Origin of the sequence: Mycobacterium gordonae, from assembly GCF_002101675.1 — a bacterium.
In the GTDB taxonomy this organism is placed as follows: Bacteria; Actinomycetota; Actinomycetes; order Mycobacteriales; family Mycobacteriaceae; genus Mycobacterium; species Mycobacterium gordonae.
Genome location: NZ_LQOY01000033.1, coordinates 1 through 23,635, shown reverse-complemented (window position 1 = coordinate 23,635; position 23,635 = coordinate 1). Strand labels below are relative to the sequence as shown.

The 23,635-nt window shown below is 66.2% G+C and carries 21 protein-coding genes and 2 tRNA genes; 11 read left to right on the top strand and 12 right to left on the bottom strand.

Annotated elements, in window-relative coordinates; translation table 11 throughout:
* Positions 1-159: 159 nt before the first annotated feature.
* From wrbA to AWC08_RS06215, 5 genes are all read right to left on the bottom strand, one after another.
* Positions 160-759: an NAD(P)H:quinone oxidoreductase gene (gene wrbA, locus AWC08_RS06235; protein WP_069432614.1), complete on the bottom strand. Its 600-nt coding sequence runs from the start codon at positions 757-759 to the stop codon at positions 160-162.
* Positions 760-1,246: 487 nt separating this feature from the next.
* Positions 1,247-1,663: a hypothetical protein gene (locus AWC08_RS06230; protein WP_065134454.1), complete on the bottom strand. Its 417-nt coding sequence runs from the start codon at positions 1,661-1,663 to the stop codon at positions 1,247-1,249.
* 71 nt (positions 1,664-1,734) lie between these two features.
* Complete coding sequence (locus AWC08_RS34995; protein ID WP_142283433.1) at positions 1,735-2,919, bottom strand: hypothetical protein; 1,185 nt, start codon at positions 2,917-2,919, stop codon at positions 1,735-1,737.
* Positions 2,920-2,921: 2 nt separating this feature from the next.
* Positions 2,922-3,080: a hypothetical protein gene (locus AWC08_RS34990; protein ID WP_244906478.1), complete on the bottom strand. Its 159-nt coding sequence runs from the start codon at positions 3,078-3,080 to the stop codon at positions 2,922-2,924.
* 730 nt (positions 3,081-3,810) lie between these two features.
* Positions 3,811-5,241 carry a phytoene desaturase family protein gene (locus tag AWC08_RS06215; protein ID WP_069432613.1) on the bottom strand — a complete coding sequence of 477 codons (1,431 nt, stop codon included), beginning with the start codon at positions 5,239-5,241 and terminating at the stop codon, positions 3,811-3,813.
* Between the two features lie 243 nt (positions 5,242-5,484).
* Here AWC08_RS06215 and serA point away from each other — a divergent pair, with 243 nt between their 5' ends.
* Together serA and AWC08_RS06200 are read left to right on the top strand one after the other, a co-directional pair.
* Positions 5,485-7,071: a phosphoglycerate dehydrogenase gene (serA, locus tag AWC08_RS06205; RefSeq protein WP_065134458.1), complete on the top strand. Its 1,587-nt coding sequence runs from the start codon at positions 5,485-5,487 to the stop codon at positions 7,069-7,071.
* The gene (locus AWC08_RS06200; RefSeq protein WP_065134459.1) at positions 7,068-8,081 is read left to right on the top strand and encodes a 3-isopropylmalate dehydrogenase; all 1,014 of its coding nucleotides are present in this window, start codon (positions 7,068-7,070) and stop codon (positions 8,079-8,081) included. Before serA ends, AWC08_RS06200 begins: the two co-directional genes overlap by 4 nt.
* Here the strand turns inward: AWC08_RS06200 and AWC08_RS06195 are convergent.
* Both AWC08_RS06195 and AWC08_RS06190 read right to left on the bottom strand, forming a co-directional pair.
* Positions 8,078-9,331 (bottom strand): MFS transporter, encoded by a 1,254-nt coding sequence (locus AWC08_RS06195; RefSeq protein ID WP_308207272.1) that lies wholly within the window; start codon positions 9,329-9,331, stop codon positions 8,078-8,080. The genes AWC08_RS06200 and AWC08_RS06195 overlap by 4 nt on opposite strands.
* Positions 9,332-9,401: 70 nt before the next feature.
* Positions 9,402-10,721: an MFS transporter gene (locus AWC08_RS06190; protein ID WP_069434863.1), complete on the bottom strand. Its 1,320-nt coding sequence runs from the start codon at positions 10,719-10,721 to the stop codon at positions 9,402-9,404.
* A 130-nt stretch (positions 10,722-10,851) separates the two neighbouring features.
* Here AWC08_RS06190 and AWC08_RS06185 point away from each other — a divergent pair, with 130 nt between their 5' ends.
* The 4 genes from AWC08_RS06185 to AWC08_RS06170 all read left to right on the top strand — a co-directional run bounded on the left by AWC08_RS06185 (position 10,852) and on the right by AWC08_RS06170 (position 13,462).
* Positions 10,852-11,640, top strand: coding sequence for a fumarylacetoacetate hydrolase family protein (locus AWC08_RS06185; RefSeq protein ID WP_069434862.1), 789 nt, complete (start codon positions 10,852-10,854; stop codon positions 11,638-11,640).
* Positions 11,637-13,109 carry a glutamate--tRNA ligase gene (gene gltX, locus AWC08_RS06180; RefSeq protein ID WP_083271330.1) on the top strand — a complete coding sequence of 491 codons (1,473 nt, stop codon included), beginning with the start codon at positions 11,637-11,639 and terminating at the stop codon, positions 13,107-13,109. Before AWC08_RS06185 ends, gltX begins: the two co-directional genes overlap by 4 nt.
* 136 nt (positions 13,110-13,245) lie before the next feature.
* Positions 13,246-13,317 (top strand) — tRNA-Gln (locus tag AWC08_RS06175).
* A gap of 72 nt (positions 13,318-13,389) precedes the next feature.
* Positions 13,390-13,462: transfer RNA gene (locus tag AWC08_RS06170), tRNA-Glu, on the top strand.
* Between the two features lie 5 nt (positions 13,463-13,467).
* Here the strand turns inward: AWC08_RS06170 and AWC08_RS06165 are convergent.
* Together AWC08_RS06165 and AWC08_RS06160 are read right to left on the bottom strand one after the other, a co-directional pair.
* The gene (locus AWC08_RS06165; RefSeq protein WP_065134463.1) at positions 13,468-13,980 is read right to left on the bottom strand and encodes a PPOX class F420-dependent oxidoreductase; all 513 of its coding nucleotides are present in this window, start codon (positions 13,978-13,980) and stop codon (positions 13,468-13,470) included.
* 119 nt (positions 13,981-14,099) lie between these two features.
* On the bottom strand, positions 14,100-14,801 hold the full coding sequence (locus AWC08_RS06160; protein WP_065134464.1) for an IclR family transcriptional regulator: 702 nt from the start codon (positions 14,799-14,801) through the stop codon (positions 14,100-14,102).
* An 81-nt stretch (positions 14,802-14,882) separates the two neighbouring features.
* Between AWC08_RS06160 and leuC the strand changes: the two genes are divergently transcribed.
* The 3 genes from leuC (at position 14,883) to AWC08_RS06145 (ending at position 17,794) form a co-directional block, all read left to right on the top strand.
* On the top strand, positions 14,883-16,319 hold the full coding sequence (gene leuC, locus AWC08_RS06155; protein WP_069434860.1) for a 3-isopropylmalate dehydratase large subunit: 1,437 nt from the start codon (positions 14,883-14,885) through the stop codon (positions 16,317-16,319).
* Between the two features lie 36 nt (positions 16,320-16,355).
* Entirely contained in the window at positions 16,356-16,952 is a 597-nt protein-coding gene (leuD, locus tag AWC08_RS06150) for a 3-isopropylmalate dehydratase small subunit (RefSeq protein WP_065134466.1), read from the top strand.
* A 212-nt stretch (positions 16,953-17,164) separates the two neighbouring features.
* Positions 17,165-17,794 carry an HU family DNA-binding protein gene (locus tag AWC08_RS06145; protein ID WP_085087514.1) on the top strand — a complete coding sequence of 210 codons (630 nt, stop codon included), beginning with the start codon at positions 17,165-17,167 and terminating at the stop codon, positions 17,792-17,794.
* A gap of 56 nt (positions 17,795-17,850) precedes the next feature.
* Here AWC08_RS06145 and mutT1 read toward each other — a convergent pair whose 3' ends face one another.
* The 3 genes from mutT1 to cofC all read right to left on the bottom strand — a co-directional run bounded on the left by mutT1 (position 17,851) and on the right by cofC (position 21,776).
* Positions 17,851-18,795 (bottom strand): 8-oxo-(d)GTP phosphatase MutT1, encoded by a 945-nt coding sequence (gene mutT1, locus AWC08_RS06140; RefSeq protein WP_065134473.1) that lies wholly within the window; start codon positions 18,793-18,795, stop codon positions 17,851-17,853.
* A 71-nt stretch (positions 18,796-18,866) separates the two neighbouring features.
* Entirely contained in the window at positions 18,867-21,065 is a 2,199-nt protein-coding gene (locus tag AWC08_RS06135) for an RNA degradosome polyphosphate kinase (RefSeq protein ID WP_069434858.1), read from the bottom strand.
* Between the two features lie 69 nt (positions 21,066-21,134).
* Positions 21,135-21,776 (bottom strand): 2-phospho-L-lactate guanylyltransferase, encoded by a 642-nt coding sequence (cofC, locus tag AWC08_RS06130; protein ID WP_069434857.1) that lies wholly within the window; start codon positions 21,774-21,776, stop codon positions 21,135-21,137.
* A 116-nt stretch (positions 21,777-21,892) separates the two neighbouring features.
* On the opposite strand from cofC, the gene AWC08_RS06125 reads away from it, so the two are divergent.
* Together AWC08_RS06125 and AWC08_RS06120 are read left to right on the top strand one after the other, a co-directional pair.
* Entirely contained in the window at positions 21,893-22,900 is a 1,008-nt protein-coding gene (locus AWC08_RS06125; protein WP_065131685.1) for an NAD(P)H-dependent glycerol-3-phosphate dehydrogenase, read from the top strand.
* Between the two features lie 256 nt (positions 22,901-23,156).
* The coding region (locus AWC08_RS06120; protein ID WP_142283432.1) for a PE family protein at positions 23,157-23,635 on the top strand (479 nt) is incomplete at its 3' end.

Genomic DNA, 23,635 nt, shown 5'->3' with positions numbered 1-23,635 from the left:
AACTCGCGCACACCCGCTGCGGCGTGTCGTCGGCGTGGGTTCAGTGTCGAGGCCGATCTACTGGCCCGGGCGTTCGGCTGGGCTCGCGCTTCCTCGAGATTGAAACCTGGCACACGTACCGCGGCGTGTCGTGTGCGTAGGTTCAGTGCCGCGGCGGGGCTACGAGCTCAGCCGGTCTGCGGTCGACACCACCCTGCGCGCCAGGTGGTCCAACGCGTCGCCCGTCGCCTCGTCGAACTCGTTGATATTGTCGTGGGTCGAAACCAGGCTCGCCCCATAGGGATTGCCGTCGACGAATTTCAGCGGGTCGGTGTATCCGGGTGGCACGATGATGCCACCGAAATGCATGAGCGTGACATACAGCGTCAGCAACGTGGTCTCCTGCCCGCCGTGCAGAGTGTTCGACGAGGTGAAGCCCGCATACACCTTGTCTGCGAGCTTGCCCGCGGCCCACAGTCCGCCGAGGCCGTCCAAGAAGTCCCTGAGTTGCGAGGCAACCGAGCCGAAACGGGTGGGGGAGCCGAAGATCACCGCATCGGCCCACTCGATGTCGGCGCCGGTGGCGGCCGGAAGATCTTTGATTGCTTCGTAATTTGCCGTCCAGGCGGGGTTGTGTGCGAACGATGCCGGGTCGCGGGTTTCGGCGACGTGGCGGACGCGGACTTCGGCGCCGGCGGCTTCGGCCGCCGCGGCAACGCGCTGCGCCATGGAGGTGCCGTGGCCCGTCGCGGAGTAGTAGATGATCGCGAGTTTCGTCATGGTGTCAGCGTAAGCAGACCGGTGACCTCACCTCGTCCGCATGCTCCGCCAGTTAATGAACCGGGCCTCGCCGTTTGAGCACCAAGAGTTTTTCTTCGACGGATATGGCGAGGCGCTCGGCCACCTCAGCAAGCAATCGTCGTCAGGTCGCCGTGGACGATGAACAGGTGGGCCGTCACCGTTTGTCGATCCACCCGTTCGTTTCCACATCCGGGTTCCTGCTCCGGCCGTTCAGCCAATCGCACCGGAGCAATGACAGTTGCTCCCGCCAATGAGTGCGTGTGGCATATCACCCAACCTCGCCCCCCCAACGTATCCCGCGCTGTTCCGCGTGAAGCGCTGCCGAGAACGTCAGCCCCGGCAGACCATTCTCCCGCGACGGGATTCGTCCACTCGGCGGCCGCCCAGCGCCGTCGAAACTCCTGCACCGGGACGAACAGCGTCGACTTGCCTGGCTCATACCGTTCATGTGCATGCCGCCGGACAGCTAATCAGCTGCTTCACCCTGGAGTCTGTGGGCTTGGCGTTCTCCAGCGGGAGTCAGTCCCAGCCAGATCGTAAGGTCCCACGATGTGCGCTCGTCGTAGTGGCGGACGAAGAGATCGTAGACGCGGTCCATGGCGGCGTCGATCGAGAGGTCCCATCCTGCGAACTTTTCGCCCGGGTAGGGCAGGTACCCGAGTTCCATGAGCTCGTCTTCCAAGAGCGATCGGATGGTTCGCAAAGCCAACTCTTGTTGGGCCGAAAGGGTTGCAGCGAGGTTGTCGTGGATGATCACCGATTCCACCTCCGCCAGCGGCACCAGATCGTAGAGCGCACTGGTGAGCAGCTCGGCGCGCAGCCTGTCTTGTACGGTCGATGCAGGCTGGCGCTCTGCGTGCCTGTTCTGATCGGGTTGAGTCATGATTCTCCATGCTTGGGCACTGTGTTTGGGCTGTCGTGGTTGCGGGACCAGGGGAGTCAACGGCGTTGACGTCATCCCGGGGTAAATTCGTCCAAGTCGGGTAGCTCGTCTTTGCCCAGCACCGGGGGTCCGTGGTGGCTGTGCGGTGGGTGAACAGGGTGTGGGACGGATTCTGGCGGTAGCGGGCCGATACCGATTATTGGCGGTGCGCGGCCGGGCGCCGGCGCGGCGGGTGGACGCGTGACGGTTGGAGGTTCGACCGGCGTGCGAGCAGGAGGCGTCGCGGGTGGCGCCGGCCTGGGGGGTGCTGGAATGTCGGGCACGCCGCCCCGCGGATTGATGTGCACCTTCGTATAGCCACCCGGACTGGGGATATCGAAATCAAGGACCGGCTTCCTGGTCGACTCCGCAGACCAGCGCTGCCCGATTATCGTGCCGTCTGGCAGCTGGTACCGGATGCCTTTGCTGGGATCGCCGTAGCCGTTCGGGATTTCCACTCCGTTTTGTTGGGCCCACCTCCACAGGTTTTCAAGATCCGCCGGTGAACGGACTTCCCTGACCCGCGGATTCCCACCTTGTGGCAGTTTGTCCAGCACTCGGCGGATATCGTCGGCAGTTGGGCCGTTGGGCGATACTGGCTCGGGCGTGGGCGCCGGTGCTGGGTCTTGTTTCCAGTGGTGGTCGACGGCTTGGACCTGGGTTGGCTTTGGCGGCATAGCGCGGGCAGACATCGGCGGGAAGGTGTCGCGGATGCCAGCTACGGAAGCGGTGACGTTACCGGCCACGTGCTGATCGAGTACGACCAGTTGAGCTGCACGCTGCCGGATTTCGTCGGCAAAGGCTTGCCCTTGGGCTTGACGGGCCACGCGCTGCGCGGTCGTCCCGCTCCTGGAGCGGTCGGTGACCGACAGGTTTTCGCCAACATCGAATCCGGCGGTACGGGCATCCTCGACCGCGTAACGTACCCGTGAGCGCGCCGCATCTAAGTCGGAGGTTCCCTTGCGGGCCACCTTCGCCGCCTCTTGCAACTGATCGGCCGCCGCGCTGGTGGTGAGCATGTCGGAATGCGTCTCGGTTCGCAGCCCATCGGCTGCCGCGCCTTGCCAATCCACAGTTAGCGCGTCTCGCCAGACCTGGTTAGCCACCCCGTAGCAGCGCCCGGCGACAGCCTCCCAGTGGTTAGCGGCTTGGGTGAGATGTTCGGTGGGCCAGGCCAACAGCTGCGCAAGGGTGGGTAATGCGGCGACCGCTGACATTGCTAGTCGCAGTTCGCCGGCTGCGCCACGGCGGCCAGCATGTTCGCCGAAGTGGCCTCGTTGGCCAGGTAGCCAGTCTCAGCCTCGGCGACGTAGCTGGCCCGGAGGCCCACACGAGCGGCCAGCGCCGCTGAAAAAGCTGTGACATCCGCCACAGGCACCGCTGACTGCCGCAGCGCTGGCCTGACACGACAAACCCAGGCCCGTCGGCGCCGTCGCGTTAAGGTCGTTTACCAACGCGCCCCACCGGGTGGTCAGAGTCTGCAGAGCACCGGGATCGACGCGGAGATGCTGCTGCACGGCGGCAGCTTAGCCGCCCTCTTCGACGCTCGCACCTCACCAGTGGGATCGGCTGAAACGCCTTTGGCACTACGAAATCAGTGTCGCGGTACTCAATCCGAGGACATCATCTCGATGATGGTCATGAGCGCCTTCGCGTCGCCGCGGAACAAACACATTCAGCATCTCAGGGCAAAGAGCCCGCGCCTTGTCCGCGGTATGTGATGCTGTGCGGGTTTCCCGGGTCCGTTCAGTGTGATGGGCCAGATTGTGTTCGATCACGCCTGTCAGCGGTCACGCAATTCCTAGGTCTTGTGGGGTTGTCCGACCCGAAACCCACGCTGACGTCTGACGATTCTCCGTCCGGTGCGGGGTGGCTGCCGGGCATGGGACCCGCATATACGTTCGCTCTCGATCCGTTGGAAATCGGCGGACGAAAGGTGCGCTAACGGGCGAGAAGTGATCTCCGAACGCGCGCACAAGATGGGCACCTCGCGACGTCGACATCTGCCCTCTTCGTCATCGGACAACGTCGCGGCGAGAACGACGTCGACCAATTATGACCGGGGCAGCGTCCGCTTCGGTGACACGCGTTCTGGACGCCTGACCGAATCACGGAGCCAGGTCGGGCATTTCCCGAATGCCGAATTCGCGACGCAGTAGCGTCCGGGCCGCGTAGTAACCGGCCATGCCGTGCACCCCGGCGCCGGGTGGCGTGGCCGCCGAACACAGGTATACCTTGGGAATCGGTGTGCTCCAAGGGTTCACCCGTGGGGTGGGGCCGGCGAGGGCACGCACCGCCGAGTTGCCGCCCACGCTGATGTCGCCGCCGACATAGTTGGCGTTGTGCTCGCTCATTCGCGCGGCCGGCACGCTGCGGGCCGCCACCACGACGTCGCGGAAGCCTGGTGCGAATCGTTCCACTACGCGCGTCACCGATTCGGTTGCGTCGTCGGTGGATCCGGCAGGCACGTGAGCGTAGGTCCAGAACGGGCGGCGTCCCTGGCTGTCGATCCGGCCGGGATCGGTGAGGTGCGGCAGCGCGCCGAGCACCATCGGCGCGGCGGCGTGACGCCTGGCTGCGATGTCTGCCTCCGCCTGCGCCATTTCCTGACGGGTGCCGCCGAGATGAAGGGTCGGCGCCTGGTTGAGCCGCGGGTCGGACCAAGGGATGTCGTCGCTCAACACGAAATCCACCTTGGCCGCCCCGGAACCAAAGCGATAGCGGCGCAACGCATTAGCGTACCGATCAGGAATAGAGTCACGGTAGACGTCCAACAGTGTGGTCGGCGCGGTATCGAAGAGCGCGACACCGTCGAGCGCCTCGGTGACCTCGACGCCGGCAGTGAGCTCGCCGCCGTGGGCGCGCAGATCGGCGATCAGCGCGTCGGAGATCGTCTGAGTGCCGCCTACCGGAATGGGCCATCCGACCGCATGAGCGAGTGTCGCCAACATCAGCCCCGCGCCCGATGAGGCGAGCGACGGCAAAGGTGTAATCGCATGCGCCGCAACGCCGGTGAACAAGGCGCGGGCATCCTCGCCGGCCAGTGCGCCCCACGCTGGGGTGCCTTGGGTCAACATCCGCAACCCGAGCCGGACAACGGTCGGCAAGGATCTGGGCACTGACCGTTTATCGCCGAGTAGGAATGCCACGACCGCGTCCGCGTTCGACACCAGCGGTCCGAGGAAGCGTCGCCAGGACTCGCCCTCGTCCAACTCGGCGCAAGTTCGCGAGAGGTCGCGATAGGCGATCGCCGCAGGTCGCCCCGGCAACGGGTTGGCATAGGAAATCTCCGGCACGGTCAACGCGACCCCGCGCCCACGCAGATCGAATTCCGCGAAGAAGGGCGATGCGAGCGCGAGGGGGTGTACCGCGGAGCACACATCGTGTGAGACGCCAGGAAATTCGGTGTCGGCAGCGGTGCGCGCACCGCCACCGAAGGTCGGTTGTGCCTCGAGAACCCGCACTTTCAGTCCCGCGCGGGCACAGATCACGGCGGCGCTCAGCCCGTTGGGCCCGCTGCCGACGACGGTGACATCCATCTATTGATTAGATCCGACCGCCGCGCAGTGACTACAGCCGACCGCCGCGCTTGCGATCGCCACGGGGCTTGATGGCGGGGACCCGCTTCGCCCGGCTGCGCCGCGCTCGCGATCCCCGCGGGGCTTGATGGCGGGGACCCGCTTCGCCCGGCTGCGCCGCGCTCGCGATCCCCGCGGGGCCCGATGGCGGCGCTCCTCAACGGGCCCGCAGGGCCCGCATCGCCAACCCATTAGGCTGTCCGCGTGAACTTGCCTGTTGTATTGATCGCCGACAAACTCGCCCAATCAACCGTCGCTGCCCTGGGAGACCAGGTCGAGGTGCGCTGGGTAGACGGGCCCGACCGGGAGAAGCTGCTCGCCGCGGTGCCCGAGGCCGACGCCCTTCTGGTCCGGTCGGCCACCACCGTCGACGCCGAGGTGCTCGCCGCGGCGCCCAAGCTCAAGATCGTGGCCCGCGCCGGCGTCGGGCTGGACAACGTCGACGTCGACGCCGCCACCGCGCGCGGTGTGCTGGTGGTCAACGCCCCCACCTCCAACATCCACAGCGCCGCCGAGCACGCGATCGCCCTCCTGTTGGCCGCGGCCCGCCAGATCCCGGCCGCAGACGCCACGTTGCGCGAGCACACCTGGAAGCGCTCCAAATTCTCGGGCACCGAGATTTTCGGCAAGACCGTCGGCGTGGTGGGCCTGGGCCGCATCGGGCAATTGGTCGCCCAGCGGATCGCCGCCTTCGGCGCCCACCTCGTCGCCTATGACCCGTATGTCTCGCACGCCCGCGCCGCCCAGCTCGGCATCGAACTGCTGCCCCTCGACGAGCTTCTCGAACGCGCCGATTTCATCTCGGTGCACCTGCCCAAGACGCCGGAGACGGCCGGGCTCATCGGCAAGGAGGCGCTGGCCAAGACCAAGCCCGGCGTCATCATCGTCAACGCCGCCCGCGGTGGCCTGATCGACGAGGCTGCGCTGGCGGAAGCCATCACCAGCGGCCATGTCCGTGCCGCAGGCCTCGACGTGTTCGCCACCGAGCCCTGCACCGACAGCCCGTTGTTCGAGCTGCCGCAGGTGGTCGTCACACCGCACTTGGGCGCCTCGACGGCCGAGGCGCAGGACCGGGCCGGCACCGACGTGGCCGAGAGCGTGCGGCTGGCCCTGGCGGGCGAGTTCGTTCCGGACGCGGTCAATGTCGGCGGCGGCGTGGTCAACGAAGAGGTGGCGCCGTGGCTGGACCTGGTCCGCAAGCTCGGTGTCCTGGCCTCAGCGCTCTCCGACGAGTTCCCAGCGTCACTATCGGTACAGGTTCGCGGAGAGCTCGCGGCCGAGGACGTTGAGGTGTTGAAGCTGTCAGCGCTGCGCGGCCTGTTCTCGGCGATCATCGACGAACCTGTGACCTTTGTGAACGCGCCGGCCCTGGCCGCCGAACGCGGCGTGACGGCCGAGATCAGCAAGGCAACCGAAAGCCCCAACCACCGCAGCGTGGTGGACGTACGGGCCGTGGGCGCCGACGGTTCGGTCGTCAATGTCGCGGGCACGCTCACCGGCCCGCAGCTGGTGGAGAAGATCGTGCAGATCAACGGCCGCAGCTACGACCTGCGTGCCCAGGGCATCAACCTAGTGGTTCACTACGCTGACCAGCCCGGTGCGCTGGGCAAGATCGGCACCTTGCTGGGCGCCGCCGGGGTGAACATCCAGGCCGCACAGTTGTCGGAGGACACCGAGGGCCCCAGTGCCACGGTGGTGCTGCGACTCGACCAGGACGTGCCCGACGACGTGCGCTCGGCAATCGTCGAGTCCGTGGGCGCGAACAAGCTCGAAGTGGTCGATTTCTCGTGACGAAGCTCGCCGTCATCGCCGGCGACGGCATCGGTCCGGAGGTTATCGCCGAGGCGATCAAAGTCCTCGACATCGTCCTGCCCGGTGTCGAGAAGACCGAGTACGACCTGGGCGCCCGACGCTTTCACGCCACCGGCGAGGTGCTACCGGAATCTGTGGTGCCCGAGCTGCGCCAGCACGACGCCATCCTGCTCGGCGCGATCGGTGATCCGTCGGTGCCCAGCGGCGTCCTGGAGCGGGGACTGCTGCTGCGCATGCGCTTCGAGCTCGACCACCATGTCAACCTGCGGCCGGCCCGGCTGTATCCGGGCGTCACGAGCCCGCTGGCCGGGAACCCCGACATCGACTTCGTGGTGGTGCGGGAGGGAACCGAGGGGCCCTACACCGGAAACGGCGGCGCGATCCGCGTCGGCACGCCCCACGAGGTCGCCACCGAGGTTTCCGTCAACACCGCGTTCGGGGTGCGCCGGGTGGTCGAAGACGCTTTCCAACGCGCGATGAGGCGCCGCAAGCATCTGACCTTGGTGCACAAGACCAACGTGCTGACGTTCGCAGGGGGACTGTGGCTGCGGACCGTGCAGGAGATCGGCCAGCAGTATCCCGACGTCGAGGTCGCCTACCAGCACGTGGACGCGGCGACCATCTTCCTGGCCACCGATCCCGGACGCTTCGACGTGATCGTCACCGACAACCTGTTCGGCGACATCATCACCGACCTGGCTGCCGCGGTCTGTGGCGGTATCGGATTGGCCGCCAGCGGCAATATCGACGCCACCCGGACCAACCCGTCGATGTTCGAGCCCGTGCACGGCAGCGCCCCCGACATCGCCGGACAGGGCATCGCCGACCCGACCGCGGCGATCATGTCGGTGGCGTTGCTGCTGGCCCATCTTGGCGAGGACGAGGCGGCGGCCCGGGTAGACCGTGCGGTTGCGGCCTACCTGGCGACGCGCGGGGACGAACGGCCTGCGACCAGCGCTGTCGGCGAGCGGATTGCAGCCGGGCTCTAGGCTGCCTGGGGGTCCAGGTCGGGCCGATGGCTTCGCGAGTCACTCGGCGAAGAAGGTGTGACCCGCTGGTCAAGAGGGGTGTGCATCGGCACCATCGGAAGTGCGAGTAAGGGAAGTACGCCGCAGATCGCGAACCCCAGTGGATACCCGGCTAGTTCGATCACCTCGCCGAATAGCGGTGCTCCGGCTGCCGCGGCAACCGTCTGTGTGGTGTTCTGCGTCGCCATCGCCCGTCCACTCCAATAGCGACCGGCGATTTCCGCGATAGCCGTGAATGCCAAGCCATTGTCGAGAACCGTGATCACGGACGCGGCCACCATGAGCCCAATGGCGAATGGCCATCGCAGCTGATCCATGATCGCCATCGACAGCAGGACGAGGGCCGCTGCCGCGGCAATCCGGCGGATCGGCGCGGTACGCGAGCCGAGTCGATCAGACCACCGACCCACGACGATGCGGCCGATCGCTCCGAGAAGTTGTGACAAACTCACGAGGGCGCCCGCCGCCGGGACTGACCAATCATGAGCCTCGATTAACCAAACCAGCATGAAGGTGAACACCACGGTCTGCGGCACCATCAGCAGTGCTGATGAGAGATGGATGCGCCAGAGCACCGACGTACCACGGTAGGGACTGACACCGTCGTAGTGAGTTATGTCCGCGAGCTCCGGACGGGAGGAGTCACGCACCGTCACAGCGCAAATCAGGGCGGCCGAACCGCAGAGCGTGGCGCAGAAGATGAGCGCACTCGAAAAACTGCTTTCACCTAGCTCAGGAAGCACAAAGGCTGCGAGGGCGACCCCTAACGGCGGAGCGGTTTGGCGGATCCCCATCGCTAGGCCGCGCTGGTTTGGCGGAAACCAGCCTGTCACCAGCGGACCGCTCGCTGTATAGGCACTGGCCGCAGACATTCCGCCGACGAATAAGCACATTCCCTGAGCAAGGATCGGGGGCGGCACGATTGCCGCGCCGTACGCCGAACAAGCGGTTAAAGCCAGACCCGCCGAAAGTACTCTTCGCTCGCCGACTCGATCCAGTAGATACCCCCAGCCGATATGGGTCAGCAGCATTCCAGCCCCAGGCATGGCTGACAGCAATGCCGCTCCGGCAAGGGAGATATCGTGCTCATGGTCCAAAACGGGGATGAGGAAGGCAATACCTTTAACAAACACGGTGGCACTCAACGTGGCCGTGAGTGAGACGCCGAGCATGGCCCAGCGCCGTTTGGCAGCCGTAATTTCCTCTGGCACCGGCTGATGGATACAGCAGGCTGTTTAAGCAATGGTTTACGAAAGGCAAATATCCCCCTAGCGACTCCCGTCAACTCGGCGGTGTTGTTGCAGCCTTACCTTCTTGACGCGGATGCGGTCTGGGCGGCCTACCTGGCGACTCGCGGGGACGAACGGCCTGCCACCAGCGCTGTCGGCGAACGGATTGCAGCCGGGCTCTAGTCTCCAGACCCGGCGGCAGCACCCGGGTCGGCACCAGCGGCGCCGCGGCGAGCGGGAACAGGGCACACAACCCCCAGGCGAGCGGGTAGGCGGCCGTGCTGATCAGCGCGCCGAACATCGGTGGCCCGGCGGCGGCCATCAGTCGCTGCGTGGTGTTCTGCGTGCCCAGCGCGCGTCCACTCCAATAGGGTCCGGCGTATTCGGTGATGGCGGTGGCCTCCAATCCGTTGTCGAGCACCGCCAGCACCGACGCGGTGATCATCATTACCACGTCCAGGTGGGAACCGACTCTGTCGCTGAGCGACAGCAGAAACAGGATCAACGCGGCCGCCAGGGCGATGATGCGGACCGGCCGCATCCGCGAGCCGACGCGATCTGACCAGCGTCCCACCAGAATTCGGCCGCCCGCACCGATCAGCTGCGAAATGGTCACCAGACCGCCGGCCGCCGCCACCGACCAGTGGTGCTCGTTGATCAGCCAGACGAGCATGAAAGTGACGGTGACCGTCTGCGGCATCATCAGCAACGCCGACGCCGCGTGGATCCGCCACAACACCGACGAGCCGCGGTAGGGACTGGCGAGCTCCTCGTGGGTGGCAGTCCGTCGGGGTTTGCGCGGTGGGTCGACCACACCGAAGACGCTGACCACGGCTGCGACCGAACACATCACGGCTGGGAACATCAAGCCGGCCTGCGCGCTGGTTTCGGCGAGTTCGGGAATCACCAACGCGCCCAACGCGATCCCGAGCGGTTGCGCGGTCTGCCGGAAACCCATCGCCAGGCCGCGCTGCTCCGGCGGGAACCACCCGGATACCAACCGGCCGCCCGCGCTGTTGCAGCTGGCGGCAGCCATCCCGCCCAGAAACAGGAACACGCCCATCGTCACCAGCGAATGAACCGACGCGGCGGCGTAGGCCGCGGCCGCCGTAAGTGCCGATCCGACGGTCAGCACGATGCGCTCGCCGACCCGATCCAGGACATAGCCCCAGGCGACCAAGGTGACGACCATCCCCCAACTCGGCATCGACGCCAACAGACCGGCCTGGGCAAGTGGGGTCCCGCGGTCCGCTTCCAACTTGGGTATCAAGAAGGCGATGCCGTTGATGAACAGAAAGGAGCTGGTCGTCGCGACCAGCGAGACCGCGACGATCGACCAGCGCCCGACCGCACTGGCCGGATCGCGAGTCATCTGTTCATGCTTGCACAGCAAGGGCGTGGTTCCGCTCGCCGCCGCATCGTCGAAACTGAAGATTTGCAGGCCGCTCCTCGCACTTTGCCTGCAAATTTTCCGCCTGGGCGGACCAGATAGGCTCATCCGAATGCGCCTTGGACGAATCGCCAGCCCGGACGGTGTCGCTTTTGTCACCATCGAAGGAGACCTGGACGACCCCGCCGGCATGACGGTCCGCGAGATCGCCGAGCACCCGTTCGGCACGCCGAGTTTCACCGGCCGCTCCTGGCCACTGGCCGACGTCCGGCTGCTGGCCCCGATATTGGCCAGCAAGGTCGTCTGCATCGGCAAGAATTACGCCGACCATATCGCCGAGATGGGCGGCCAAGCCCCGACCGACCCGGTGATGTTCCTCAAGCCCAACACCGCGATCATCGGACCGAATGCGCCGATTCGGTTGCCCGCCAACGCATCACCCGTGCACTTCGAGGGCGAGCTAGCGGTGGTGATCGGCCGGGCGTGCAAGGACGTCAGCGCAAGCCAGGCCGCCGACAACATCCTCGGTTACACCATCGGAAACGACGTCTCGGCCCGCGATCAGCAGAAGTCTGACGGGCAGTGGACCCGGGCCAAGGGCCATGACACGTTCTGCCCGGTCGGGCCGTGGATCGTCACCGACCTCGACCCGGCCGATCTGGCCCTGCGCACCGAAGTCAACGGCGAAGTCAAACAGGACGCCCGCACCTCGCTGATGATTCACGATGTCGGCGCCATCGTCGAGTGGATCTCGGCGGTAATGACGCTGCTGCCAGGGGATCTCATTCTCACCGGGACTCCCGCGGGCGTCGGGCCGATCGAGCACGGCGATACCGTCTCGGTCACCATCGAAGGCATCGGCACTCTCACTAATCCCGTTGTCCGCAAAGGAAAGTCGTGACCAACGCAGAGCACGTCCGGGTTCGGTTCTGCCCGTCTCCCACCGGCATACCCCATGTCGGGATGATCCGCACCGCCCTGTTCAACTGGGCATACGCGCGCCACACCGGCGGCACCTTCGTCTTCCGCATCGAGGACACCGACGCCGAACGGGACAGCGAGGAAAGCTATCTGGCTCTGCTCGACGCCCTGCGCTGGCTCGGTCTGGACTGGGACGAGGGGCCCGAAGTGGGCGGGCCCTATGCCCCGTACCGCCAGTCGCAGCGTCGCGAGCTCTACCGCGACGTCGTAGCCCGGCTCCTCGAGGCGGGCGAGGCCTATTACGCGTTCTCGACGCCGGAGGAAGTCGAGGCGCGGCACCTGGCCGCCGGGCGCAATCCCAAGCTCGGATACGACAACTTCGACCGCCACCTCACCGACCCGCAGCGCGCGGCGTATCTGGCCGAAGGACGCCAGCCGGTGGTGCGGCTGCGGATGCCGGACGCCGACCTCGCCTGGGAAGACCTGGTGCGCGGGACGATGACGTTCGCGGCCGGCTCGGTGCCCGATTTCGCCCTGACGCGCGCCAACGGAGACCCGTTGTACACCTTGGTCAATCCGTGCGACGACGCGTTGATGAAGATCACCCACGTGCTGCGCGGCGAGGACCTGCTGCCCTCGACGCCGCGCCAGATCGCGCTGTACCAGGCGCTGATCCGGATCGGCGTCGCCGAGCGCACCCCGGAATTCGGGCACTTCCCACCGGTTTTGGGGGAGGGAACCAAGAAACTGTCCAAGCGCGATCCCCAGTCGAACCTCTTCCTGCACCGCGACCGTGGCTTCATCCCCGAAGGGCTGCTGAATTACCTTGCGTTGCTTGGCTGGTCCATCGCCGACGACCACGACCTGTTCAGCCTCGACGAGATGGTCGCGGCCTTCGATGTCGCCAACGTCACCTCCAACCCGGCGCGCTTCGACCAGAAGAAGGCTGACGCCATCAACGCCGAGCACATCCGGCGGCTGGCGGTCGACGATTTCGCTGCCCGGTTGCGCGACTATCTGGAGGCCCACGGCCATCGGCTTGCCCTGGACGACGCGGCATTCAAGACGGTCGCCGAGTTGGTGCAGACCCGCATCGTCGTGCTCGGTGACGCCTGGGACCTGCTGAAGTTCTTCGACGACGACGAGTACGCCCTCGACCCCAAGGCCGCGGGCAAGGAACTGGGCCCGGACGCCGGTCCGGTGCTGGACGCCGCCATCACGGCGCTCGACGCGATCCCGGACTGGACGACGGAGCACATCGAAAGCGCGCTGAAAAGCGCTCTGATCGAGGGGCTGGGACTCAAACCACGGAAGGCCTTCGGGCCGATCCGGGTGGCGGCCACGGGCACCACGATCAGCCCGCCGTTGTTCGAGTCGCTGGAACTGCTGGGCCGCGACCGCAGCCTGGACCGGTTGCGCTCCGCGCGGGAGACGGTCGGCACCCAGTAGGCGTGCGTAGCGCGCCGGAAGTCTTTGGTAGTGTGCACTGCGGCTTCAAAGGCATAGGACAGCTGGATCAAGCGGTGCCAGGACGCGGGTATCCAACCCGGGAAATGTGCTCCGACCAGCAGTTTTAAGTCGCAAATGGGGTATGGTGTAATTGGCAACACAGCTGATTCTGGTTCAGCCATTCTAGGTTCGAGTCCTGGTACCCCAGCAAAGCCTCACCTGTCGCAGCGATTAGGTGGGGTATCCGGGTTGGGCTATGCTGACTGCTCGGATCGTGTCCGGCCCCGTCGTCTAGCGGCCTAGGACGCCGCCCTCTCACGGCGGTAGCGTGGGTTCGAATCCCATCGGGGCTACAAAATCACTGGGCGCCGCCCTTGGCGGCCGGCGCCGTGGTACCACCCACCGGCATGCTCGGCAGGCCCAGCTTGCGGTGATCCCAGGACCGGCTGCGCCGGCTGACGATACGCACGCCGACCCGCTTATTCATCATCTGGTCCACGAACGGCTTCATGTCGTCGCTGTAGGGGCCCGTGTAGCGCTCCCACACGCTGACGCCGACACGGTGCAGCGCGTCGGGGTCGTCGACGATCTCAGCAACGCCTTCGAAGGACACGCCGCGCAGGGTGTCGTAGGTGTCGCCGTCCTCGAGCAGGAAGCTGACGCGTGGGTCGCGTTTGAGGTTGACCGCCTTCTGCGACTTGGCCTTGGTCTCCAGCCAGATCTCGCCGTCTACCACCGCGTACCACATCGCCGTCAGGTGCGGCTGTCCGTCGGGTCCGATGGTGGCCAGCGTTCCGGTCCGGCTGTTGTTGACGAAGTCGGTGATCTCGGCCTCGGACATGACGATGCTGGCGCGCTGATTCGTTCCCATGGCGTCAGTTTGTCAGGTAGCGGTGCGCGGGCTCTGATCTGGTGGCGTCCAGCCTGCGCTGAGGGCGGCCACCAGCGGCCTGGCGACATTTGTGGCCGCAGGCTCTATGCCGGCCGTCCCTACAGCCGCCGCGTGAGCGTCTCAGCGGCGGCCAGGAGGTCAGCGGCCCAGCGTGCGCCGGGCCGCCGGCCCATCCGGTCGACCGGACCCGAGACGGAGATCGCGGCAACCACCGCCCCGCGCCCGTCGCGCACCGGTGCCGAAACGCTTGCCACGCCCGGTTCGCGCTCGGCGACGCTCTGCGCCCAGCCGCGCCTGCGGACTTCGGCGAGCACCCGGTCGGTGAACATCGCCTTGGGCAGCACCGCTTTCTGGGTGGCCGCGTCGGAAAAGGCCAACAGCACCTTGGCACCGGAGCCCGCGGTCATCGGCAGCCGGGCGCCGACCGGGACGGTATCGCGAAGGCCCGCAGGTGGTTCCAGGGCGGCGATGCAGACGCGGCTGGTCCCCTCGCGGCGGTACAACTGCACGCTTTCGCCGGTGGTTTCCCGCAATTGGGGCAGTACCGCCGCGCTCGCGGCCAGCAGCGGGTCGCTGACATACGTCGATAGCTCGGTGACCGCGGGCCCGAGGCGCCACCGTCCCTCCTCGTCGCGGCCCACCAGTCGGTGCACCTCCAGGGCCGCGGCGAGGCGGTAGGCGGTGGCCCTGGGCAGGCCCGTGCGTTCGCACAGTTCGGCCAGCCCACAGGGAGATTCCGCGACCGCGTGCAGGATGCCGACGGCTTTGTCGAGGACGCCGATGCCGCTATGCTGTCTCACAAGAAGATACTAGCGTCTCGCATAGTGAGATCCCAGCCCGGATGGATCAGGCGAGCCGCCACCGGACGAATCGAGTTGAAGATGGCATCGCAGACGCACAACCCCGCTGCAGGCCGGCCGCGCACGTTGGCCGAGAAGGTCTGGGACGACCACGTTGTGGTGTCCGGTGGCGCCGAGGCGCCGGACCTGATCTACATCGATCTGCATCTGGTGCACGAGGTCACCAGTCCACAGGCATTCGACGGTCTGCGGCTGGCCGGACGTCCGGTACGGCGAACCGATCTGACGATCGCCACCGAGGACCACAACGTGCCCACCATCGACATCGACAAGCCGATCGCCGACCCGGTATCGCGCACACAGGTCGAGACGTTGCGACACAACTGCGCCGAATTCGGTGTCCGGCTGCACCCGATGGGCGATATCGAGCAGGGCATCGTGCACGTCGTAGGGCCGCAACTGGGCCTCACCCAGCCCGGGATGACGATCGTATGTGGTGATAGTCACACCTCCACGCACGGCGCATTCGGCGCAATCGCCATGGGTATCGGCACTTCTGAGGTCGAGCACGTGCTCGCCACCCAGACGCTGGCACTGCGCCCGTTCAAGACGATGGCGGTCAACGTCGAGGGGCAATTGCCGCCCGGCGTCACCGCGAAGGACATCATTCTGGCCTTGATCGCCAAAATCGGGACCGGCGGCGGACAGGGGCACGTCATCGAATACCGGGGCACTGCCATCGAATCGCTGTCCATGGAAGGCCGGATGACGATCTGCAACATGAGCATTGAAGCCGGCGCGCGGGCCGGCATGGTGGCGCCGGACGAGACCACATTTGAATTCTTGCGCGGCCGTCCGCATGCACCCACCGGTGCGGACTGGGATGCGGCGCTGGCCTACTGGAAGCAGCTGCCTACTGATCCCGGAGCGGTTTTCGACACCGAGGTGTACCTCGACGCCGCCTCGCTGAGCCCGTTCGTGACCTGGGGCACCAATCCGGGCCAGGGGGTGCCGCTGAGTGCCGCAGTGCCGGATCCGGAACTGATGACCGACGACGCGCAGCGCCAGGCGGCCGAGAAAGCCTTGGCGTACATGGACCTTCAACCGGGCACGGCGATGCGCGATATCGCCGTCGACACCGTCTTCGTCGGTTCCTGCACCAACGGGCGGATCGAGGATTTACGGGTGGTAGCCGATATCTTGCGTGGTCACAAGGTCGCTGACGGCGTGCGGATGCTCGTGGTTCCGGGCTCGATGCGGGTTCGGGCTCAGGCGGAAGCCGAAGGGCTCGGTGAGATATTCACGGCCGCCGGCGCGGAGTGGCGGCAGGCGGGCTGCTCGATGTGTCTGGGCATGAACCCCGATCAGCTTGCGCCCGGAGAGCGTTGCGCCGCGACGTCCAACCGCAATTTCGAAGGACGGCAGGGCAAGGGCGGTCGCACGCACCTGGTTTCGCCGGCGGTTGCGGCAGCTACCGCGGTGCGCGGCAAGCTTTCCGCGCCGGCGGATTTGAACTAGCCGACTTGAATTCACGTTGAAAAGCGAGGGAAGAGCATGGAAGCGTTTGACACCCACACCGGTATCGGCGTCCCGCTGCGGCGGTCCAATGTCGATACCGATCAGATCATTCCCGCGGTCTATCTGAAGCGCGTCACCCGAACCGGTTTCGAGGACGGATTGTTCGCGAGCTGGCGGTCAGATCCGTCATTCGTGCTCAACCTCAGCCCCTTTGACCGAGGCTCGGTCTTGGTTGCCGGACCGGATTTCGGCACCGGGTCCTCGCGCGAGCACGCGGTCTGGGCGCTGATGGACTACGGATTCCGGGTGGTTATCTCGTCCCGGTTCGCTGACATCTTTCGTGGCAACGCCGGCAAGGCGGGGCTGTTGGCGGCCGAAATCGACCAAGATGGCGTCGAGCTTCTGTGGAAGCTCATCGAGCAGAGCCCCGGGCTGGAAATCACTGTCAATCTTCAAGATCGAAATGTCACCGCGGGAACAGCGGTGCTGCCGTTCAGGATTGACGATCACACCGCCTTCCGGTTGCTGCACGGACTCGACGATATAGCCCTTACGCTGCAGAAACTCGACGAAATCGAAGCCTTCGAGGCGGCCCGCCCGGCTTGGAAACCGCGTACTTTGCCGACCTCCTGAAGCACTCGGCGGCGCCGAATTCGCGGGCTAATCAGGGGGTATTTCGCGGCGGCGCCAGCGGCCAAGGGCGGCAATCGGATTGCCGAAAGGGCGGCTTAACCACAGCAATTGCGGGCTGAAATTGCGCGTGGCTCTTGGCAATTTGCCAGTCGAGGGTTTACCGTAGTGCACTAGTCGGTTCCAAAAGAGGACCACTGGCCTCGGAGGGTTGGATGAATAAAGCAGAGCTCATAGATGTGCTCACACAGAAATTGGGCTCAGACCGTCGGCAGGCGACCGCCGCTGTCGAGAATGTCGTCGACACGATTGTGCGCGCGGTCCACAAGGGCGACAGCGTCACCATCACCGGCTTCGGTGTCTTCGAACAGCGTCGCCGTGCGGCTCGCGTCGCTCGCAACCCGCGCACCGGCGAGACGGTGAAGGTCAAGCCGACGTCTGTTCCGGCGTTCCGTCCCGGAGCTCAATTCAAAGCGGTTGTGGCTGGCGCACAAAAGCTCCCGGCCGAAGGCCCCGCAGTGAAGCGCGGCGTGGTTGCCAGTGCGGCCAAGAAGACGGCGGCCAAGAAGGCGCCGGCCAAGAAGTCCGCCGCCAAGGCTCCGGCCAAGAAGGCCGCGACCAAGGCTCCGGCCAAGAAGGCCGCGACCAAGGCTCCGGCCAAGAAGGCCGCGACCAAGGCTCCCGCCAAGAAGGCCGCGACCAAGGCTCCCGCCAAGAAAGCGGTGACCAAGGCTCCCGCCAAGAAAGCGGTGACCAAGGCTCCCGCCAAGAAAGCCGCGACCAAGGCTCCCGCCAAGAAGGCTCCGGCCAAGAAGGCCGCAAGCACACGGCGCGGCCGCAAGTAGTCCACTCACGCAAATACCCTCCGGTGGCAGCGATGCCTTCGGAGGGTATTCGCTTGTCAGGCGCGTACGTTCGCGGCCAGCGCGCCGCCGATGTGGTCGGCGGCGATCAGCCGGCCCGCCGCCAGCGACAGCACCCAGGTGCTGCCTTTGAGGTTGCGTGACTTGTCGGGCCGCACACCGTCGCGTTCGCACCACCATGCGATCAGATCGGGAATCACCTTGCCCTGGGTGCAGATCACGGGTGTCCCCGCCCGCGCGGCGATTTGCAGGACTCGCTGCCGACCGCGTTTGGCGTTCTTGGCGTACGCCTCTTCGGTGAGGGTGGGCTCGTTGTGGATGTCGACTCCCAGTTCCGCCGCGAGCGGTTCGACCGTCTGATGGCATCGCACCCGATCGGCCGCGTACACCCGGTTGGCGCCGAACGCCAGCAATTGGCCGACCAGCGCCTCGGCCTGGGCGCGGCCCTTCTTGTCCAGCGGCCGTTTGGTGTCATCGCCGCGATAACGTGACTTGCTGCCCGCGGTGCCGTGCCGCACCACCAACACCGTCTTGGTGTCCGGAGGCTGTTTGACGAACCGCCGCAGAACCTTTCGGTCGGGTGCGTAGTCGAGTTTCTTCATGGCGTCGGCCACCGGCAGCCACATCATCTCGTCGACCTCATGTCCTGGGGCGAAGTGGCCGCCAGTGTCGCGTGCCACCCAGTAGTGCACCCGCTTGACTCCCTGGTCGATCGGGTAGGTGATGGTGGTGAGGAACCGGCCGAGATGGCTGCGACGGCCGGTTTCTTCGAGTACCTCGCGAACGGCGGCGACCGGTGCGGTTTCGCCGGGGTCGACCTTTCCTTTTGGCAGCGACCAGTCGTCGTACCGCGGTCGGTGGATCACCGCGACTTCGAGCGTTTTCGTTGGATTGCCCTTACCCGGCCGCCACAACACCGCGCCGGCCGCGTACACGACCCGGTCCCCGGGGCGTCGACGGTCCGACGAGTTCTGGATCGACACCTTCACTCCTGCAGGTCAATTCGGCCAGTTCGCTCGCACTGGTGGATCTGTCCCTCCGGGACGCCGCGGGATTACGGACTGCGGTGTCGCTCCATCAGCGAGGCCTGGTGGTCACGCACGCTCTCGCCTTCCCGCGGTGAGGCCGTCCACTGGCCGTCGGACCCCAGCTCCCAGCACCGGGTGGCGGGGTCCAGCGCGGACTCGAAAAGTTCGCCCAGTTGTGCGGTCAGGCGCGGGTCCTTGACCTGAGCCATCACTTCGACGCGCCGGTCCAGATTGCGATGCATCATGTCGGCGCTGCCGATCCAGAATTCGTCGATGGCATTGAAATGCAGGATCCGCGAATGTTCCAGGAACCGGCCGAGAATGGAGCGGACGGTGATGTTTTCGGAGATCCCTTCGGTACCCGGGCGCAGTGCGCAGATGCCGCGCACCACCACCTCCACCCGAACGCCGGCCTGCGACGCGCGATACAGCGCGTCGATGACCTGCTCGTCCACCAGCGCGTTCATCTTGAGCCGAATCCGCGCGTCGTTGCCGCGACGGTGTGCTTCGACCTCTCGATCGACGCGCTCGATGATGCCGGTGCGGATGCCGTGGGGCGCCACTAACAGGTTGCGGTAGGTCAGCTTTCGCGAGTAGCCGGTCAGCGTGTTGAACAAGTCGGTCAGGTCGGCGCCGATGTCGGGGTCGGCGGTCAGCAGCCCCACGTCTTCGTACAGCCGTGCCGTCTTGCCGTTGTAGTTGCCGGTTCCGACGTGGCAGTACCGTCGGATGTGGGGGCCTTCCCGACGGACCACCAGGCAGGTCTTGCAGTGCGTCTTGAGTCCGACGAACCCGTACACGACGTGCACTCCCGCCTGCTCGAGGGTTCGCGCCCAACGGATATTGGCCTGCTCGTCGAAGCGCGCCTTGATCTCAACCATTGCCACGACTTGTTTTCCGGCTTCGGCGGCGTCGATGAGGGCCCGCACGATCGGGGAGTCCCCGGAGGTGCGGTACAACGTCTGCTTGATCGCGAGCACATTCGGGTCGGCCGCGGCCTGTTCGACGAACCGCTGCACGCTCGTCGAGAACGAGTCATACGGGTGGTGTACCAGCACGTCGCCTTCCCGCAGGGTGGCGAAGATACTCTTGGCTGTTTCCCGATCGGCGAAAGCCGGGTGGGTGGCCGGCACGAAGGCCCGGTCCTTGAGAGCCGGCCGGTCGACGCCGTAGATCTGCCACAGCGACGACAAATCCAGCAGGCCAGGCACATCGATCACATCGCCCGGATGCACGTCGAGTTCCCGCAGCAGCAACTCCAGCATGCTCTCGGTCATGTCGTTGGACACTTCCAGCCGCACCGGGGAACCGAACCGGCGCCGCGCCAATTCCCGCTCCAGCGCCTGCAACAGGTCCTCGTCGCGGTCCTCTTCGACCTCGAAGTCGGCGTTGCGGGTAATCCGAAACGCGTGGTGCTCCACGATTTCCATGCCCGGAAAGAGCACCGGAAGGAAGGCTGCGATCAACTCCTCCATCGGCAGGAACCGGACGATCACCTGATCGTCGTCGCCGTCTTTGGCTTCGAGTTCGACGAACCGGTCCACGTTGTCGGGTACCTTCACCCGCGCGAAATGCTGGGTGCCGTCCTCGGGTTGCTTCACGGTGATGGCCAGGTTCAGACTCAATCCGCTCACGAACGGGAAGGGGTGGGCGGGGTCCACCGCGAGCGGGGTCAGAACGGGGAAAACCTGTTCGTGGAAATAAGTCGACAAGTGTTCTCGTTCAGCCTCGTCCAGGTCGGCCCAGGTGACGATGGAGATGCCTTCCTCCTCGAGTGCGGGTAGCACCGAATCGAGGAACACGCGCGAGTGCCGGATGGAGATCTGCTGGGTCTGCTCGCCGATACGGCGCAGTTGCTCTCGCGGGGTCAGTCCGTCCGCGGAGCGGACCGACAGGCCCATCTCGTCGCGGCGTTTGAGGCCGGCGACCCGGACCATATAGAACTCGTCGAGGTTGGAAGCGAAGATCGCCAGGAACTTCGCGCGCTCGAGCAGCGGCATCGAACTGTCGTCGGCCAGCGCGAGCACGCGGGCGTTGAAATCCAGCCAGCTCAGTTCCCGGTTGAGGTAGCGCTCCTCGGGCAGCGTGTCGGTGATCGCCGCCGGGGTCGCCGCCGGAGGTGCCGTGGGAGCCGAGTCGCCAGGGTGCCAAGCGTGCTCGTCGGGACGTGTCTCTGCCTCTGGTGTGGCTTCGATTTCGGTCACCCTGAGATCATTGCCTATCACCCGGCGATGCGGCCAGCAGTCAGCAGAGATCCATGTGCCGTTCGGGTGCCATTCACCCCCCGACCCGGCTCACCGTAGCGAGCGGTGCCCGACGGCACGTGCGGTCGCCGGGCCCACCCCGAGTTGGCGGGCGGCAGCCAGATCAGCCGGTGTGTCGACGTCGCAACGCAGCCCGGGCCACGCACCGGTGAGTTCGACCGCGCCCGAACGGCGGTGCCGCGCTGCGGAATCCGGCCCGAACCTGGGGTCGAGCGCGGCTCCGAACGCGCACAGCACCGCGGTGCCGGTGCCGAGCCGGTCGGCGACGAAGCTGCGCTGGTGGTGGCGTGCCGCCGCGATGGCTTCGGTGAGTTCCGGAGTCTGCAGTGCAGGCAAATCACCTTGCAGCACAACAATATTGGGTATATCGACCGCAGCCGCGGCGGCGGCGATTGCGCTGTTGAGCGGGTCCGGGTCATCCGGCGGCGTCGGGTCGGCCAGCACCTGGGCGCCGAACTCGGTGGCCGCGGCCGCCGCCACGTCATCGGGGGTGATGACGGTGATCGAGCGCAACGAACTCACCCGGGCCGCCGCGGTCATGGTGTCGACCAGCATGGCCAGGACCACGCTCTCGCGCGTCGGCGCCGAGAACACCGGCGCGAGTCTGGTCTTGGCTGCGGCCAATCGCTTGACGGCGATGATCAGTCCGACATCCCCGTGTGTGCCGCCCATGTCATCATCCTGCCAGCGCAACGCCGCGGGAGGTGACGGCGCCCGGTCGCTCAGATTAGTGTTTAGCGGCTGCCGTCGCCGTAAGACGGCACCGGGCGAGGTATTAGGGGTGGTGGATGGCCGGCACGGGAACTGTCGCGGTGATGGGCGCGGGCGCATGGGGCACCGTGCTGGCCAAGGTGCTCGCCGATGCCGGCGGCGACGTCACGCTGTGGGCGCGGCGCAAGGATGTCGCCGACAAGATCAATGCCACCCGGTACAACCCCGATTACCTTCCCGGCACGCCGCTGCCGGCGGGCATCCGTGCCACGACCGACGCCGAGGAGGCGCTCTCTGGTGTGACGACGGTGCTCCTTGGGGTGCCGGCGCAGACGATGCGCGCGAATCTCGAGCAGTGGAACGGCATGTGGGCCGACGGCGCCACGTTGGTCAGCCTGGCCAAGGGCATCGAGCTCGGCACGCTGATGCGGATGAGTCAAGTGATCGTCTCGGTCACCGGTGTCGACAGTTCGCAGGTTGCGGTGATCTCCGGCCCGAACCTGGCCAGCGAGATCGCCCAGAATCAGCCGGCGGCCACCGTCGTCGCGTGCAGCGACTCCGGCCGAGCCGTCGCGTTGCAACGGTTTTTGAACAGTGGATACTTCCGTCCCTACACCAACTCCGATGTGGTGGGGACCGAGGTCGGCGGCGCGTGCAAGAACGTCATCGCGCTGGCATGTGGAATGGCGGTCGGAGTCGGCCTGGGCGAGAACACCGCGGCGGCCATCATCACCCGCGGGTTGGCCGAGATCATGCGGCTCGGGCTGGCGCTGGGCGCCAAGGGCGCGACGCTGGCGGGGCTGGCCGGGGTGGGCGATCTGGTGGCTACCTGTACCTCTCCTTATTCACGCAACCGCTCGCTGGGCGAGCGACTGGGCCGCGGCGACACCATGCACACCGCTTTGCACGGCAAGGACGGCCATGTGGTCGAGGGCGTCACCTCGTGCGAGTCGGTGCTGGCCCTGGCCTCGAGCTACGACGTCGAAATGCCACTCACCGACGCCGTCCACCGGGTCTGCCATAAGGGACTGTCGGTCAACGAGGCCATTGCTCTACTGCTGGGCCGCAGCACCAAGCCGGAGTGAATTGCAGTAGTCGCCATAGGATCCGGCGCGATTTTGCAGTAGTCGGATCCGGCTCGAAACCGCCCATCTTCGCGTGACAATCAGCTACCTATAAGTGGCGGCAACCAGCGTCGTCGCGCGAAATGGCCGTATTCATGACCAGTGCTTGTCGGGAAGCGTTGGGGGATATCGGACTGCGCGGGGATGGCGTATTCCCGGAATTCTCGACTTCTGCTTCGGCGTGTTTTGTGCCCTCGAGGGCGATTGGAGCTCCGTTATGTCAACTTTTCTGATCGCCGCGCCGCAGGCTCTGACCACCGCGGCGGCCGACGTCGGGGCCATTGGGGAGGCGGTCCGGCAGGCGACCGCGGCGGCGGCGCCCACGGCAGCGATCATGCCGGCGGCCGCGGATGAGGTGTCGGCGGCCATCGCGGTCCTGTTCGGCAGCGTCGGCAAGGAATACCAGGCAGCCAGTGCGCAGGCAGCGGAGTTTCAGGCTCAGTTTGTGCGGGCGCTGGCGGCGGCGGGCGGCTCTTATGCCGCCATGGAGGCGGCCAGTGTCGACGTCCTGGGATCGCTGGAGGAGCAGGTGCTGGCTGCGATCAATGCGCCGACGAACCTGCTGTTGGGCAGGCCGTTGATCGGTCCGGGGACAGACGGCGCGGCAGGCACCGGGGCTGCGGGAGGTCCGGGCGGGCTGTTGTGGGGCCGCGGGGGTAATGGCGGGTCGGGGGCTGCCGGTGTCGCGGGTGGGGC